This window comes from Archangium violaceum, from assembly GCF_016859125.1.
GTDB classification, from domain to species: Bacteria; Myxococcota; Myxococcia; order Myxococcales; family Myxococcaceae; genus Archangium; species Archangium violaceum_A.
The window spans coordinates 9,026,007-9,040,256 of record NZ_CP069338.1; the positions used below are offsets into that span (position 1 = coordinate 9,026,007).

The window sequence follows — 14,250 nt, forward strand, 5'->3', positions numbered from 1 at the left end:
CCTCCCCCCACCCATTTTCTCAGGGGATGGAGCACCTCCTCCAGATGACCGCCGCCGAGCCCCAGGAACCCGTGTCCCTTCCGCTGTCCCATGGTCAGCGGGCCTTGTGGTTCCTGCACCAGAGCGCGCCCGGGAGCGCCGCCTACAACCTCGCGTTCTCCGCGCGGACCCGCCCGCTGTTGGACGCCGTGGCACTGCGGCGGGCCAGCCAGTCACTGATGGACCGGCACCCCATTCTGCGCACCGTCTTCGTGGAGCGCTCCGAAGGCCCCGTGCAGGAGGTGCGCTCCGGCGTCGTCATCCCCTTCGAGGAGCTGGACGCGTCCGGCTGGAGCGAGGCGGCGCTGGAGTCCTGGTTGGTGGAGCGCTACCAGCGTCCGTTCGAGCTGGCACGGGGGCCCCTGCTGCGCATCCATCTGCTGCGGCGCGGGGAGGAGTCCCTGTTGCTGCTCGTGGTGCATCACATCGTCATCGACTTCCCGTCGCTGGTGGAGCTGATGCACGAGCTGGGTGGGCTGTACGCCGCCGAGACGCGCGGAGAGGCGCCTCCCGCTCCGTGGACCGTCCGCCCCTACGCCGACTTCGTCCACTGGCAGGAGGAGCGCGCCAGCGGCGAGGAGGGAGAGCGTCATTGGGCCTACTGGAAGGAGGCGCTCGGCGGTGAGCTGCCCTCGATCGAGCTTCCGGTCGACCGTCCCTACCCACCGGTCCAGTCGCCCCGCGGCGACATCCTCCTGTTCGAGCTGTCCCCGGAGCTGTCCCGGGGAATCAAGGAGCTGGCCCGAGCGAACGGTGCCACGCTGTACAACACGCTGTTGAGCGCCTGGCAGGTGCTCCTGCACCGCTACTCGGGGCAGGAGGAGATCCTCGTGGGCACGCCCGCGTCCTGCCGCGGCCGCCGCACCGGGTTCGCCCAGACGCTGGGCTATTGCGTCAACCCGATCGTGCGCCGGGGCAGGCTGGAGGGGGATCCTCGCTTCTCCGAGGTCGTCGCCCAGGCGCGTGACAATGCCTCCGCCGCCGTTCCGCACCAGGAGTACCCCTTCGACGTCATCGTCGAGCGCTTGCAGGCCGCGCGCGCTCCGAGCCGGCCCGCGATCTTCCAGGTCGCCTTCGTGGTGCTCGGCTCGCAGCGCTACCCCCAGGCACTGCGCTTCACCCAGGGCCTCCCCGGCGGACATATCGAGTGGGGCGATGGGCGGGTGATGGAGTCGCTGCCCTTCCGGCAGGGCGTCACCCGCTTCGAGCTGGACCTGATGATGAGCGAGGAGGGGGAGCGGATCTTCGGTTACCTCCTCTACAACACCGACCTCTTCGATGACGCCACCGCCTGGCGGATGACGGGGCATTTGCGCGTGCTGCTGGAGGCCGTGGTCGCGGATCCCTCGCGGCGCATCTCCTCGCTGCCGGTGCTCACGGAGGAGGAGCGCGCCCAGCTCCTCCTGGCGTGGAACGACACCCGTCAGCCCGTGCCCGAGCCCACCTTCCCGCGCCGCTTCGAGGCCCAGGTGCGGCGCACGCCCGATGCCCTGGCCGTCTCCTTCGAGGACGTGTCGTGGACCTATGCGGAGCTGGACTCGCGGGCCAACCAGCTCGCGCACCACCTGCGCTCCCTGGGCGTGGGACCGGGCACCCGCGTGGGTCTGTCCGGCGAGCGTTCGCTCCAGATGCTCCAGGGCTTGCTGGCCATCCTCAAGGCAGGGGGCTCCTACGTGCCCCTGGATCCCTCCTTCCCCGAGGAGCGGCTCGCCTTCATGGTGGAGGATGCGCGGCTGCGTGTGCTCCTCTCCGGGCCCGCGCTGTTGGAGCGGCTCGGTGGCGCGGTGGAGGGGATGACGGTGGTGCGGCTCGACTTGGAGCGCGAGCTCGTGGGGCGACTGCCGGAGTCGGCTCCCGAGGGCAACCCCGGGCCGGACGACGTGGCGTATGTCCTCTTCACCTCGGGTTCCACCGGACGGCCCAAGGGCGTTCAGATCCAGCACCGCGCGCTGGCCCACTTCCTCCACGCCATGCGCCAGGAGCCGGGCCTGGAGCCCGGAGATGTGCTGCTCGCCGTCACCACGCTGTCCTTCGACATCGCGGGCCTGGAGCTGCTGCTGCCACTCACCGTCGGTGCGCGCGTGGACATCGCCCGCCGGGAGGTGGCCACGGATGGAGCCCGGCTGGTCGCGCGCATGGCCTCCATCGGCGCCACGGTGATGCAGGCCACGCCCACCACCTGGCGCCTGCTGCTGGACGCCGGCTGGAAGGGCCACCCGCAGTTGAAGATGCTCTGTGGCGGTGAGGCGCTCCCGCGCGATCTGGCCAACGCGCTGGTCCCATGTGGCGCCGGGCTGTGGAACCTCTACGGGCCCACCGAGACCACCATCTGGTCCATGGTGCACCGGGTGGATGTGGGGCAGGGGTCCGTCTCCATCGGGCGGCCCATCGCAAACACCCGGGTGTACGTGCTGGATCGTCATCAGCAGCCCGTTCCCGTGGGCGTTCCCGGCGAGCTGTACATCGGCGGCGAAGGCGTGGCCCTGGGTTACCTCCACCGGCCCGAGCTGACCGCCGAGCGTTTCGTGCCCGACCCCTTCCAGGAGGTGCCTCACGCTCGCATGTACCGCACGGGCGACCGGGTGCGCTGGCGCGTGGATGGGCGGATGGAGTTCCTCGGACGGATCGACCATCAGGTGAAGGTGCGCGGCTTCCGCATCGAGCTCGGGGAGATCGAGTCCGTGTTGCGCCAGCACCCGGCGGTGCGTGATGCCGTGGCGGTGGCGCGCGAGCTCTCCCCGGGCGATCAGCGTCTGCTCGCCTACGTGGCCATGCAGCCGGATGCCGCCGTCGAGGAGTCGCAGCGGCTGCGCACCGAGCAGGTCGATCAGTGGCGCACCGTCTGGAGCGAGATCTACCGCGAGGGTGCCGGGACGGGGCAGGGCTCGCGGGATCCGGACTTCGACATCTCCGGGTGGAGCAGCAGCTACACCGGCCAGCCCATCCCCGCCGAGGAGATGCGCGAGTGGGTGGAGACCACCGCCGCGGACATCCTCGCGCTGAAGCCGAAGCGGGTGCTGGAGCTCGGCTTCGGCAGTGGCATGGTGCTCTTCCGCGTGGCGCCCTCGTGCGAGCGGTACGTGGCCGCGGACTTCTCGGCGGCGGCGGTGGAGAACGTACGGCGGGGGGTGGAGGCGCGCGGGCTGTCCCAGGTGACGCTGCTGCAGCGGGCGGCCGACGATTTCTCGGGCATCGAGCCGGGCTCGTTCGACCTCGTCATCATCAACTCGGTCGTCCAGTACTTCCCCAGCGCCGAGTACCTGCGCACCGTGCTCGCGGGCGCGGTGGTCGCGGTGCGTCCGGGCGGCGCCGTCTTCGTGGGTGACGTGCGGAGCCTGCCGCTGCTGGAGGCCTTCCACACCTCGGTGCAGCTCCACCAGTCCGCGCCCACGCTCTCCCGGGCCGAGTTGCTCCAGCAGGTGCGCAAGGCGGTGGCCCAAGAGGAGGAGCTGGTCCTCGCGCCCGGGTTCTTCCTGGCGTTGCGACGGGAGTTGCCGCGCATCGGCCGCGTGGACATCACCCCCCGGCGCGGGCGCCTCCTCAACGAGATGAGCCGCTTCCGCTACCAGGCCGTCCTGCGCGTGGGCGAGGTGCCCCCGGCGGCGCGGGCCTCGTGGACGGATTGGGAGGAGGCGTGGACGCCGGAGGCCATCCGTCAGCACCTGGAGCGCGAGGCCCCGGAGGCATGGGGTTTGCGTGGCGTGCGCAACGGCCGGCTGGAGCAGGAGGTGCGAACGCTCCAGTGGATGGAGGCCGGTGGTGCCGGCACGGTGGGCGAGTGGCGGGCGGAGCTCGCGGCCCACGTGCCCGTGGGCGTGGATCCAGAGGCACTGTGGCGGCTCGGTGAGTCGCTGGGCTACTCGGTCGCGCCGGGCTGGAGCCGCCATGGCTCTGACGGCCGCTACGATGTCGTCTTCTGGCGCGGTGCCGCCGAGCCGGAGCGCGTGCCTCCCGGGGTCGAAGTGGACCCCGAGGGTGGGGTGCTCGCCAATCAGCCGCTGCTGACCCGGCGCACCCGTCTCCTCGGGCCCGAGCTCCGCGCCTTCCTCAAGGAGCGGCTCCCCGAGTACATGGTGCCGTCGTCGCTCACCGTGCTCGAGGCGCTTCCACTCACGCCCAACGGCAAGGTGGATCGCAAGGCGCTGCCAGAGCCCGAAGGGCTTCGTTCGGGCCGCCAGGCCATCGTCGACGCGCCCCGCTCGGACGTGGAGAAGGCCATTGGCGCCATCTGGCGCGAGGTGCTCCACCTGGAGCAGGTGGGCCTGCACGACAACTTCTTCGAGCTCGGGGGGCACTCGCTGCTGCTCGCCCAGGTGCGCGTGCGGCTGCGCGAGGTGCTCGGCAAGGAGCTTCCCGTCACCGAGCTCTTCCAGCACCCCACCATCAGCGCCCTCGCGCGTCACCTGTCCGGCCCCGGTGCGGGTCCCGAGGCGCGTCAGCCCGTGAGCGCGCCCGTGCCACGGCGCTCGGACGGGGAGTTGGCGCCCATCGCCATCGTCGGCATGGCGGGCCGCTTCCCTGGCGCTCGAGACGTGGACGAGTTCTGGCGCAACCTCCGCGAGGGGGTGGAGTCCATCCGCTTCTACTCGCCCGAGGAGCTGGTGGCGCTCGGGGCGGATCCGGCGCTGGCGCGCGATCCGTCCTTCATCCGCGCGGCCTCGTCCCTGGAGGGCGTGGAGCAGTTCGACGCCGGGCTCTTCGGCTACTCGCCTCGCGAGGCGGAGCTGATGGACCCGCAGCACCGCCTCTTCCTGGAGTGCGCCTGGGAGGCCCTGGAGGTCGCGGGTTACAGCCCGAGGACCCGTCAGGGCGCTTCCGTGGGAGTGTTCGCTGGCCTCGCGCCCAATGGCTATCTGCCCTTCGCCCACCTGCTGGGCAACCTCCGCTCCGAGGTGCTGCCCCGCTTCGTGGCCGGCTCGGCGGACTTCCTCGCCACGCGTGTCTCCTACAAGCTGAACCTCCGCGGTCCCAGCCTCACGCTGCAGACGGCCTGCTCCACCTCGCTCGTGGCCGTCCACCTGGCCTGCCAGTCGCTGCGCTCCGGGGAGTGCGGCATGGCCCTGGCCGGTGGTGTCTCGGTGAAGGTGGCTCGCGTGCCGGGCTACTTCCACCAGGAGGGCGGCATCGCCTCGCCGGACGGGCACTGCCGCGCCTTCGATGCGCGGGGGCAGGGCACCCTCTTCGGCAACGGCATGGGCCTCGTCGTCCTCAAGCGACTGTCGGATGCGCTCGCCGATGGGGACAGGATTCACGCCGTCATCCGCGGCACCGCCATCAACAACGATGGCTCCGCCAAGGTGGGCTTCACCGCCCCCAGCGTGGACAGCCAGGCCGAGGTCGTCTCCCGCGCGCTCGCCGCCGCCGGGGTGGGGCCGGAGACCATCGGCTACGTCGAGGCCCATGGCACCGCCACGCCCCTGGGAGATCCCATCGAGGTCGCCGCGCTCCGGCAGGCCTTCGGGCCTCACGTGCGCGAGCGCTCCTGTGCGCTCGGCTCGGTGAAGACGAACATCGGCCACCTGGATGCCGCCGCGGGCATCGCCTCGCTCATCAAGGCCGTGCTCGCGCTGGAGCACCGGCAGCTTCCCCCGAGCCTCCACTTCCAGACGCCCAACCCGGAGATCGACTTCGAGCGCGGGCCCTTCTACGTCAACACCGCGCTGGCCGAGTGGCCCTCGAACGGCGGGCCTCGCCGCGCCGGGGTGAGTGCGTTCGGCTTCGGCGGGACCAACGCGCACGCGGTGCTGGAGGAGGCTCCCGCCGCCCCGCCTGTTCGTTCCGAGGGTCCAGAACGCCCGCTGCATGTGCTGCCCCTGTCGGCCCGGGATGAGAAGGCGCTCGGGATGCTCGCGGAGCGATACGCGGAGTACCTCGCGAAGGAGCCCGCTTCGTTGCCGGACGTGTGCTTCACCGCGGGCGCCGGACGTACGCACCTCGGTCAGCGCGTGGCCCTCGTGGCCGACTCGCATGCACAGCTCCGCGAGCGGCTCGAGGCCTTCCGCGCGGGGCGGACCGGGGCGGGGGTGTACTCGGGCCGGGTTCGCGAGGAGGGTCCGCCCAAGGTGGCCTTCCTCTTCACGGGCCAGGGCAGCCAGTACGTGGGCATGGGGCGCGAGCTGTACGCGTCTCAGCCGGTGTTCCGCCAGGCGCTGGACAGGTGCGACGCGTTGCTGCGCCCCCACCTCGAGCGCCCGCTGCTGTCGGTGCTCTTCCCGCCCGAAGGGGAGCCGGGCTCGTTGCTCGACGAGACGGGTTACACGCAGCCGGCGTTGTTCTCGCTGGAGTATGCGCTGGCGGAGCTGTGGCGCTCGTGGGGCGTGGAGCCGCACGCGGTGCTGGGTCACAGCGTGGGCGAGTACGTGGCGGCGTGCGTGGCCGGAGTGTTCAGCCTGGAGGAGGGGCTGAAGCTGATCGCCGAGCGCGCGCGTTTGATGCAGTCGCTGCCTCGAGACGGGGAGATGGCGGCCATCTTCGCCGAGGAGGCGAGGGTGGCCGAGGCGCTACGGCCCCACTCGCGGCAGGTGTCCATCGCCGCCATCAACGGTCCCACCGAGGTGGTCATCTCCGGCGCGCGCGCGGCGGTGCGGGCCGTGGTGGAGCGGCTGAGGAACGAGGGTGTCGAGTGCCGCTCGCTGCAGGTGTCGCACGCGTTCCACTCGCCGCTGCTGGAGCCGATGCTCGGCGGATTGGAGCGAGCGGCCTCGGGTGTGTCCTTCCGCGCCCCGCGCATCGAGCTCATCTCCAACCTCACGGGCCGTCCGGTGACGGGCCTGTCCGCCGAGTACCTGCGTCGTCACGCGCGCGAGCCGGTGCGCTTCCTCGACAGCCTGCGCGCCCTGCGCGAGAGCGGCGTGACGGTGTTCGTGGAGATCGGCCCCCAGCCGACGCTGTCGGGGTTGGGGCAGCGCGGTCTTCCGGAGCTCCAGGCGGCGTGGCTGCCCTCGCTGCGCAAGGGCCGGGACGACTGGCGGGCGATGCTCGAGACGCTGGCCTCGCTCTACACGCGCGGTGTGGAGGTGGACTGGGCGGGGTTCGAGCGGGGCTACTCTCGCCGCCGCGTGAAGCTGCCCACCTACGCCTTCCAGCGGCGCCGCTACTGGGTGGAGCCGGCCGAGCTGGAGGCTCGGATCGAAGGAGCTCGGGTGGAGCCGTCGGTGCCCTCCGTGCTTCCGGGCAAGCGGCTTCGTTCCGCGGTGCCCCTCTTCGAGGCGCGACTGGAGGCGGGCTCGAAGCCGGTGCCTCCGGTGGCCTTCGCGGTGGCGGCCTTGGAGGCCGCGGAGTCCGTGCTCGGACGTGCCGCCTCGGTGGTGGAGGACCTGGAGATCCACGAGCCACTGGTCCTGGAGCGTGGGCCCCGCACCGTGCAGTCCGTGCTGACGAAGGAGGGGACGGGACAGGTGTCCTTCCGCATCTCCAGCAGTGGGGATGAGTCACCGGAGGCTCCGTGGTTGTTGCACGCCTCGGGCCGGGTGCGTGCCGGGCGTGCGGGCGCCGGAGCGGCCCAGGTGTCCGTCGCCGGGATTCGGGCACGTTGTTCGCGGGTGCACGGCTCCGTCTGGTCTCGGGAGGGTGAGGCCCTGGGCGAGCTGCCCGGTGGAACACTGACGGGTGCGGATGTCTCGTCCTGGCTGGAGACTTCCTTCCAGGTGCTCGCGGCGGCGTTGCCCGCGCATGTGGGAATGGCGGATGGGGCACTCTCCTTCGCTGGCGCCGAGCGCATCGCCCTCTTCGAGCGGAGCGCGGCCGTGCGGTGGGTCCGTGCCGTGGCTCGCGACGACGAGGAGCGTCCCTGTGGGGATCTTCAGTTCCTCGACGAGCGGGAGACGGTCGTGGCCGAGGTGTCCGGCCTGCGCTTGCGCCGTCTCGGAGCGGCCGAGGTCCGCGAGGAGTCGCCAGCGCTTCGCACCGAATGGCTGTGCGAGGTGGCGTGGCGACGACAGGAACTCGTGCCGTCCATGCCGGCCGCCGAGCGGGGAGGGGGCTGGCTGCTGCTGGCGGACGAGGGCGGTGTCGCCGAACGGTTGGCTTCACTGCTGTCCGCGCGAGGCGAGGCCGTGGTACGGGTCCGCCGGGGCTCGCGTTGTGAGCAGGTGGCCCCGGGCTCATGGACCGCGGATCCGCTCCGGGCCGAGGATCTCCAGCGGGTCGTGGCCGGAGCCTTCCCGGCTGGAGGCCCGCGGCTTCGTCGCGTGGTGTACCTGTGGGGCCTGGATGCGCACGAGCCAGAGCAGGCCGAGGCCCTCACGTGCGGTGGCTCGCTGCGGCTCGTGCAGGCGCTCGCGGGCAGCGGGGTGGATGCGCGGCTGTGGCTGGTGACGCGCGGAGCCTTCGCGGTGGAGCAGGGCGCACGGGTCGCCGCCTGGCAGGCGCCGCTGATCGGCCTGGGCCGGACCATCGCCCTGGAGCAGCCCTCGCTGTGGGGTGGCCTCGTGGACCTGGATGCGTCCTCGTCTCCGGGCGAGGCGGAGTCCCTGCTGGGGGTGGTGCTCGTCCCGGGCGGAGAGGACCAGGTGGCGCTGCGTGGAGCCGAGCGCCGGGTGCCTCGCGTGGTGCGCGGCGACCCCCGCCCCGGGGCACAGTGGAGCCCTCGAGCGGATGCGACGTACCTCGTCACCGGTGGCCTCGGTGCGCTCGGGTCGTGCGTGGCCCGGTGGCTGGTGGAGCGCGGCGCGCGGAACCTCGTGCTGGTGGGACGCAGTGGCGCTGGTGAGGCCGCTTCCAGCGCCCTCGAGTCACTGCGGGCTCGGGGTGCGCGGGTGGAGGTGGTTCGTGCCGACGTGTCCCGCGCGGACGAGGTCTCCCGGATGCTGGAGCACGTGCGCCAGGAGTGGCCGCCGCTTCGGGGCGTGTTCCACGCGGCCGGCGTGCTCGACGACGGCGTGTTGCAGGGACAGGATCCGGCGCGGTTCCACAAGGTGCTCGCGCCCAAGGCGCGGGGCGCGTGGAACCTGCACACCGCTACCCGCGAGCTGCCGCTGGATGCCTTCGTCCTCTTCTCCTCGGGGGCCTCGCTGGTGGGCTCTCCCGCCCAGGGCAGCTACGCCGCGGCCAACGCCTTCCTGGACGCGCTCGCGCACCAGCGGCGCGCCGAGGGCCTGCCAGCGCTCAGCATCCACTGGGGCCCCTGGGCCGACGTGGGGATGATGACGACCCTCGACGCGCTCGCGAGGCAGCGGTGGAAGGAGCTCGGCGTTGGCCTCATTCCTCCCGCCGAGGCGCTGGCCCTGCTGGGCCAGCTGCTGGCCGGTGCTCCCGCGGAGATCGGCGTGCTGCCCATCGACTGGGCGCGCTTCGCCGGAGTGCTCGGGATGACGGGTCCGCTCCTCTCGGAGCTGATGCGGCGGCCGGTGGCCACTCGTTCCGCCGAGGCGCCGCGCCTCACCCTCCGGCAGCGGCTGGAGACGGCACCCGTGAAGGAGCGCATGGACGTGGCGGTCTCGTCCCTCCAGCGCGTGGTGGCGGAGCTGCTCAAGCTCGATGGCGGGGAACTGCCCGAGCCCGAGCAGGGGCTGTTCGCACTGGGGTTGGATTCGCTGATGGCGCTGGAGCTGCGCAACCGTCTCCAGACGGAGCTCGAACGGACGCTGCCGAGCACGTTGGCCTTCAGCTTCCCGAACATCATCGCCCTGGCCACGCACCTGCTTCAGGAGTTTCCTCCCGCCGTGTCCGCCCCCGAGTCCATCCTGGACCAGGCTCCTGGCGAGGTGCCGGAGTCGATCGAGGCACTTTCCGAAGGCGAGCTGGCCGACCTGCTCGACGCCGAGGTGGCGGCGATCCTCGAGAAGCGCGGATGACACTTTCCGGTAAATAACAAGAAATACGGTGAAATCAGGACAAACCTCGTGCATACACCGAGTGACGAACACCGGTGTTCGTCCGCATGCAGGAGGAATGGCTTCGTGAAAACGCAGGGGATCGCTCGCTCTCTGTCTCTTCGTCGCTTCGTCCTGGGCTCGCTGACGCTCGCGTCGGCCTTCGCCTGTGGCCCGGCGCCTGAAACGGCTCCTGGGACCACGACCCTCACCGTGGACGCGCAGGCCGCGACCACCGAGCTGCTCTCCAACGGAAACTTCAGCTCGGGCACGACCACACCGTGGTGGAACGGGGCCAACACCACGTCCCGCGTCGAGAATGGTCAGTGGCGTGTGGATGTCACGGGGAGCACCTCCAACCCGTGGGACGCGATAGTCGGGCAGAGCGCCGTCTCGCTGACGAGTGGTCAGGCGTACACCCTGGCGTTCACCGCCACGGCCACGGCGAGTGTGTCGGTCCGCGTGACGGTGCAGATGGAGAGCGCGCCGTACACCGTGACGCTGGATCGGCAGATCTCGCTCGATGCCACGTCACGGCGGTTCTCGTTCCCGTTCACCTCGTCCCTGTCCACCAACCAGGGGCAGGTGACCTTCCAGCTCGGCGGCCGAGGCGCCTTCACGGCCCGGCTCGATGACATCTCGCTCACCACGAGTGGAGGCAGCAGCGGCTCCGGACCGCTCGCGATGACCAGCGGCTTCTATGTCGATCCGAACTCCAACCCCGCGGCGTGGGTGCGTGCCAACGGGGGAGACTCGCGTGCGTCGCGCATCCAGTCGGCCATCGCGAGCAAGCCGGGCGCGCGCTGGTTCGGCAACTGGAGTGGAGATATCGCCGCGGCGGTGTCTGGCTTCGTCGGAGCCGCCGATGCCGCCGACAAGCTGCCGGTGCTCGTGGCCTACAACATCCCCGGGCGCGACTGCGGCAGCCACTCCGCTGGTGGCGCGGGCAGCCCCGAGGCCTACCGGACCTGGATCTCCGCGTTCGCGGCGGGCATCGGCAACCGCCCGGCCATCGTCCTGATCGAGCCGGACGCCCTGGCCCAGCTGGACTGCCTGTCGAATGACACCGAGCGCCAGACCCGGCTGAGCCTGCTGCGCTATGCCACCGAGCAGCTCCGCGATCGCGCGCCGAACACGTGGGCCTATCTCGATGGCGGAAACGCCTCATGGATCGCCGCCGACACGATGGCCCAGCGGCTGGAGTCCGCCGGGGCACGCAACATCCGGGGCTTCGTCCTCAACGTGTCGAACTTCTACACCACGGCCCAGTCGAGCTCGTACGCCGCGGCGGTCAACACCGCCCTGTCCAACCGGTACGGGTACACCCTGCCGTTCGTGGTGGATACCAGCCGCAATGGCAACGGCTCCAACGGTGAGTGGTGCAATCCGGCCGGGCGCAAGCTCGGTACTCCGTCGCAGATCGGCGGAGGGGCCGAGCTGCTGCTGTGGGTGAAGGTTCCCGGTGACTCGGATGGTTCGTGCGGTATCGCCCCGGGCGTGCCCGCGGGTCAGTTCAGCCCCGATCTGGCGATCCGTTTGATCGACGGGACGTGAGCGCGGGGCACCCGTGAGGCTTCCGGGGCTGGACGGTTCCGTTCAGTCCAGGAAGCGGCGCTCCCAGCGGAGCAGCTCCTCGGGGCTCAGACGGGTGAGCTCGGTCGTCCGGTGATGGAGGTGGGGCTCGAGGAGCCGAGCGAGCGCGCGGTGGAGGGGGAGCGTCTGGCCCGCCTCCACATCGCCTGTCTCTGGCCGCTCGCCGAGCGTGATGAGGACCCGCTCTCCGCTCATCTCCCGGATGGAAATACCCGGGAGCGCCAGACGCTCGCGCAGGGCATCCACACCGCCGAGTTGGCCGAGCACCGGCTGCCCGAGGAAGTTCATCCAGTGCACCCCGTCCACCCAGGTGTTCATGCGTAGGTTGGCGCTGCTCGGGGCGAGGTGTACCCCCGGGTAGCGCGGGCGGATGAGATTGAGAGCCTCGTCAAAATCCCAGGTGTTCGAGCAGAGGGAGAAGTCTACGAACCCTGAGCTGAAGGGGAGTTCTTGCGCCAGCTCGAGTGCCAGATCTCGTACCCGGTCCGGGCCTTGCTCCTCCAGGTACTCCGTAGGCAGGCGCAGGTACAGTACGCTCACATCATCTTTCCGGTCCGGCCAGGGGAGGGGGACAACGGGTAGCCCCCTGTAGTCCACGTGCAGTCCATCCACCCGGATGGGGTCATCCCACATTTGTTGGAATGCGCCCTCTTCGGGCTCCGGCTCCAATGTCTTCTTGCGGATTTCATCCCATGCGGAGCCATCGAGCGGTTCGGCTTGCCCTTCGCCTGCGTACCAGGCCAGTTGGTAGGGGCGTATTCGCTCGCGGAAGAGTTCCAGGGCACGAATGACGGCGGGTGCAATCTGGTTGTTGGCGTACTGCATGTAGAAGCACATGAGCAAGGCATCGCTTGCGACCAACCCGCCGCGCCAGTTCTGGTATCTCAGTCTCGGATATCTCAGGGGGGCATTTCCATTCTACTCCGGGCTCCACTTTTCTACTCCGTGTCTTGGGGAAACAAGGTTGGGATCAGTGTGGAGGATTTGTTTATAGACATCGCCCTGTGTGCGGCCCAACCAGGGCCCTTTCATATACCTGCTCCAGACGGCGGGGTTGGTCTCTGGGCACGGGCTTCTGCCATTGAAGTGGTAGTCGTTGACCTCCTGATCCGCCTTGCGGACACACTGCACGATGGCCTTCTCGACCTTCGCGAGCAGGTCCGCGGCCAGCTCCACGCCCCGGCGCTCGGCTGCGTCGATCACGGGGTTCAACGCCACGGTTACAGCCACACCGGCGGCAATCACCTTGATGCCCGTCGAGTAGGTCGACGCGCCCGTGCAGCGCTCCCATTGCCCGGGGAACTCCTTGAGGCAGCACTCGGGCGACAGGTCTCGTGGGCCACACTTCCCCGCGGTCTCGATGGGGGGCTCTGACTCCAACAGGCACCCCGCTTGGAGTGCGGCCAGGAGCACCAGGAGTCGTATGGGCCCACTCTTCACGGTATGAAGCATGGGACTCACGATAGCGTGGGTGGTCGAGGCACCATGAGCACATCGACAGAGGAGCGCAGGGTGGGGACGGGTGGCGAGCGGTCTTCGAAGTGGCCGCGTCGCGGGTGGCGGGTGGGCCGCTTCCGAGTGGCTCGGTGGTCGCGAGGTGGTGGGAACGGGCGGGGACACCTGGAATGAGCGAGACCAGGAGGCGGCCTGGTTCTGTTTCGCAGGCCACCCGGACGCGAGTTTCAAGGTGGATGTGCTGTTCAGCTCTCCCACGCCCAACCCGCGGGCCCGGTTGCTGCGCGCGTGTCTGTCCATGCAGGAAGGCCGGTGGGACTCGGCACGACGTGCTCTCGCGTTCCCGGAGGTGCGCAACACTCCTGAGGCACGTTTGCTGCTGGAACTCACCGAACGCCGGCCTCGCGTGCCCGATTGGCGGCATGCCTTCTTCGAGACCTGGCAGGCGCTCGGACGGCCCGACTTCCGCAAGAGCCTCCTGCTTCCCGCGCCCCTGGCGTTGAACTACCTGCTCGCCGACATCGGAGCCGCCTGGGGCTCCGTCGACGAGACACGTCGCTTCTCGTTGGCGGTGTTGCATCTGGCATGGGCCGAGCCTCGCCAGGAGTGGATGCTCGAGCAGGTGCGTGCCAGCTCATCCGTCCCACTCCTCATGGCGCTGCGCGAGCAACTCATCGCACTCGAAGAGCAATCACCCGTGCGCCAGTTCCTCTTGTCCGAGGTGGAGGCACGACTCGGGCAGCTCGCGAGTTCCTCCCCGCGAACCCTCCAGCTCGCCCTGGTTTCCTTTCTCGCTGGAAAGCCCCTCACGGCCCCCTTCGAGCACCGCGATCTGGAGGCGCTCGAGGCGCTCGTCGCGCTCCCCGATTGGAAGCAGCCCGCGAGCGAGCCGTTCTTCCTGGAGATGCGAGCGCTCTTCGATGGGCTGATGCGCACGCCCGCCCATCATGCCTTTCTGCTGGCCTCCTCGGCCCAGGCTGCGTCCCTGGGCTCATGGCTCATCCAGCGGGCCAGGGCCAGCAAGGCGCACCTGTCCGAGGACGAGCAGCGGTGGATGGGCCGGCTGCTGTGGGAAGTGGGCGCGCGCCTGTTCGAGCAGCGCTCGGCCGTGGAGATGGACATGGGGCTCCGGCTCCAGGTGTTCGGCTCCGAGCTGACGCAGCACGTCCCGACCCGGGAGCGGTGTATCGCCGCCTGGGTGGAGCTGGGGCGGTGGGAGGACGGTTTGAAGCAGGCGGGTTTTCATCGCTGGCCCCTGCTCTCGCTGCAGGAGGAGTCCTGCGGGCCCAGGGCTCGGGACGAGCGGGCATGGATGATGGCCTTCGCGGGTACGGGCGAGCTGCCCTGAATC

General features: G+C 70.2%; 5 protein-coding genes. 3 read left to right on the plus strand and 2 right to left on the minus strand.

Features of this window, described 5'->3' with window-relative positions:
- Window positions 1-44 precede the first annotated feature (44 nt).
- A complete protein-coding gene (locus JQX13_RS38480) occupies window positions 45-9,833 on the plus strand; it encodes a non-ribosomal peptide synthetase/type I polyketide synthase (RefSeq protein ID WP_203404397.1) in 9,789 nt (3,262 codons plus the stop codon).
- 105 nt (window positions 9,834-9,938) lie between these two features.
- Window positions 9,939-11,405, plus strand: coding sequence for a glycoside hydrolase family 6 protein (locus JQX13_RS38485; RefSeq protein WP_203404398.1), 1,467 nt, complete (start codon window positions 9,939-9,941; stop codon window positions 11,403-11,405).
- A gap of 42 nt (window positions 11,406-11,447) precedes the next feature.
- On the opposite strand, the gene JQX13_RS38490 is transcribed toward JQX13_RS38485, so the two are convergent.
- Both JQX13_RS38490 and JQX13_RS38495 read right to left on the minus strand, forming a co-directional pair.
- Window positions 11,448-12,281, minus strand: coding sequence for a type VI immunity family protein (locus JQX13_RS38490; RefSeq protein ID WP_203404399.1), 834 nt, complete (start codon window positions 12,279-12,281; stop codon window positions 11,448-11,450).
- 81 nt (window positions 12,282-12,362) lie between these two features.
- Window positions 12,363-12,896 carry a hypothetical protein gene (locus tag JQX13_RS38495; RefSeq protein WP_203404400.1) on the minus strand — a complete coding sequence of 178 codons (534 nt, stop codon included), beginning with the start codon at window positions 12,894-12,896 and terminating at the stop codon, window positions 12,363-12,365.
- Between the two features lie 70 nt (window positions 12,897-12,966).
- Between JQX13_RS38495 and JQX13_RS38500 the strand changes: the two genes are divergently transcribed.
- A complete protein-coding gene (locus tag JQX13_RS38500; RefSeq protein ID WP_203404401.1) occupies window positions 12,967-14,247 on the plus strand; it encodes a hypothetical protein in 1,281 nt (426 codons plus the stop codon).
- Window positions 14,248-14,250: the final 3 nt, after the last annotated feature.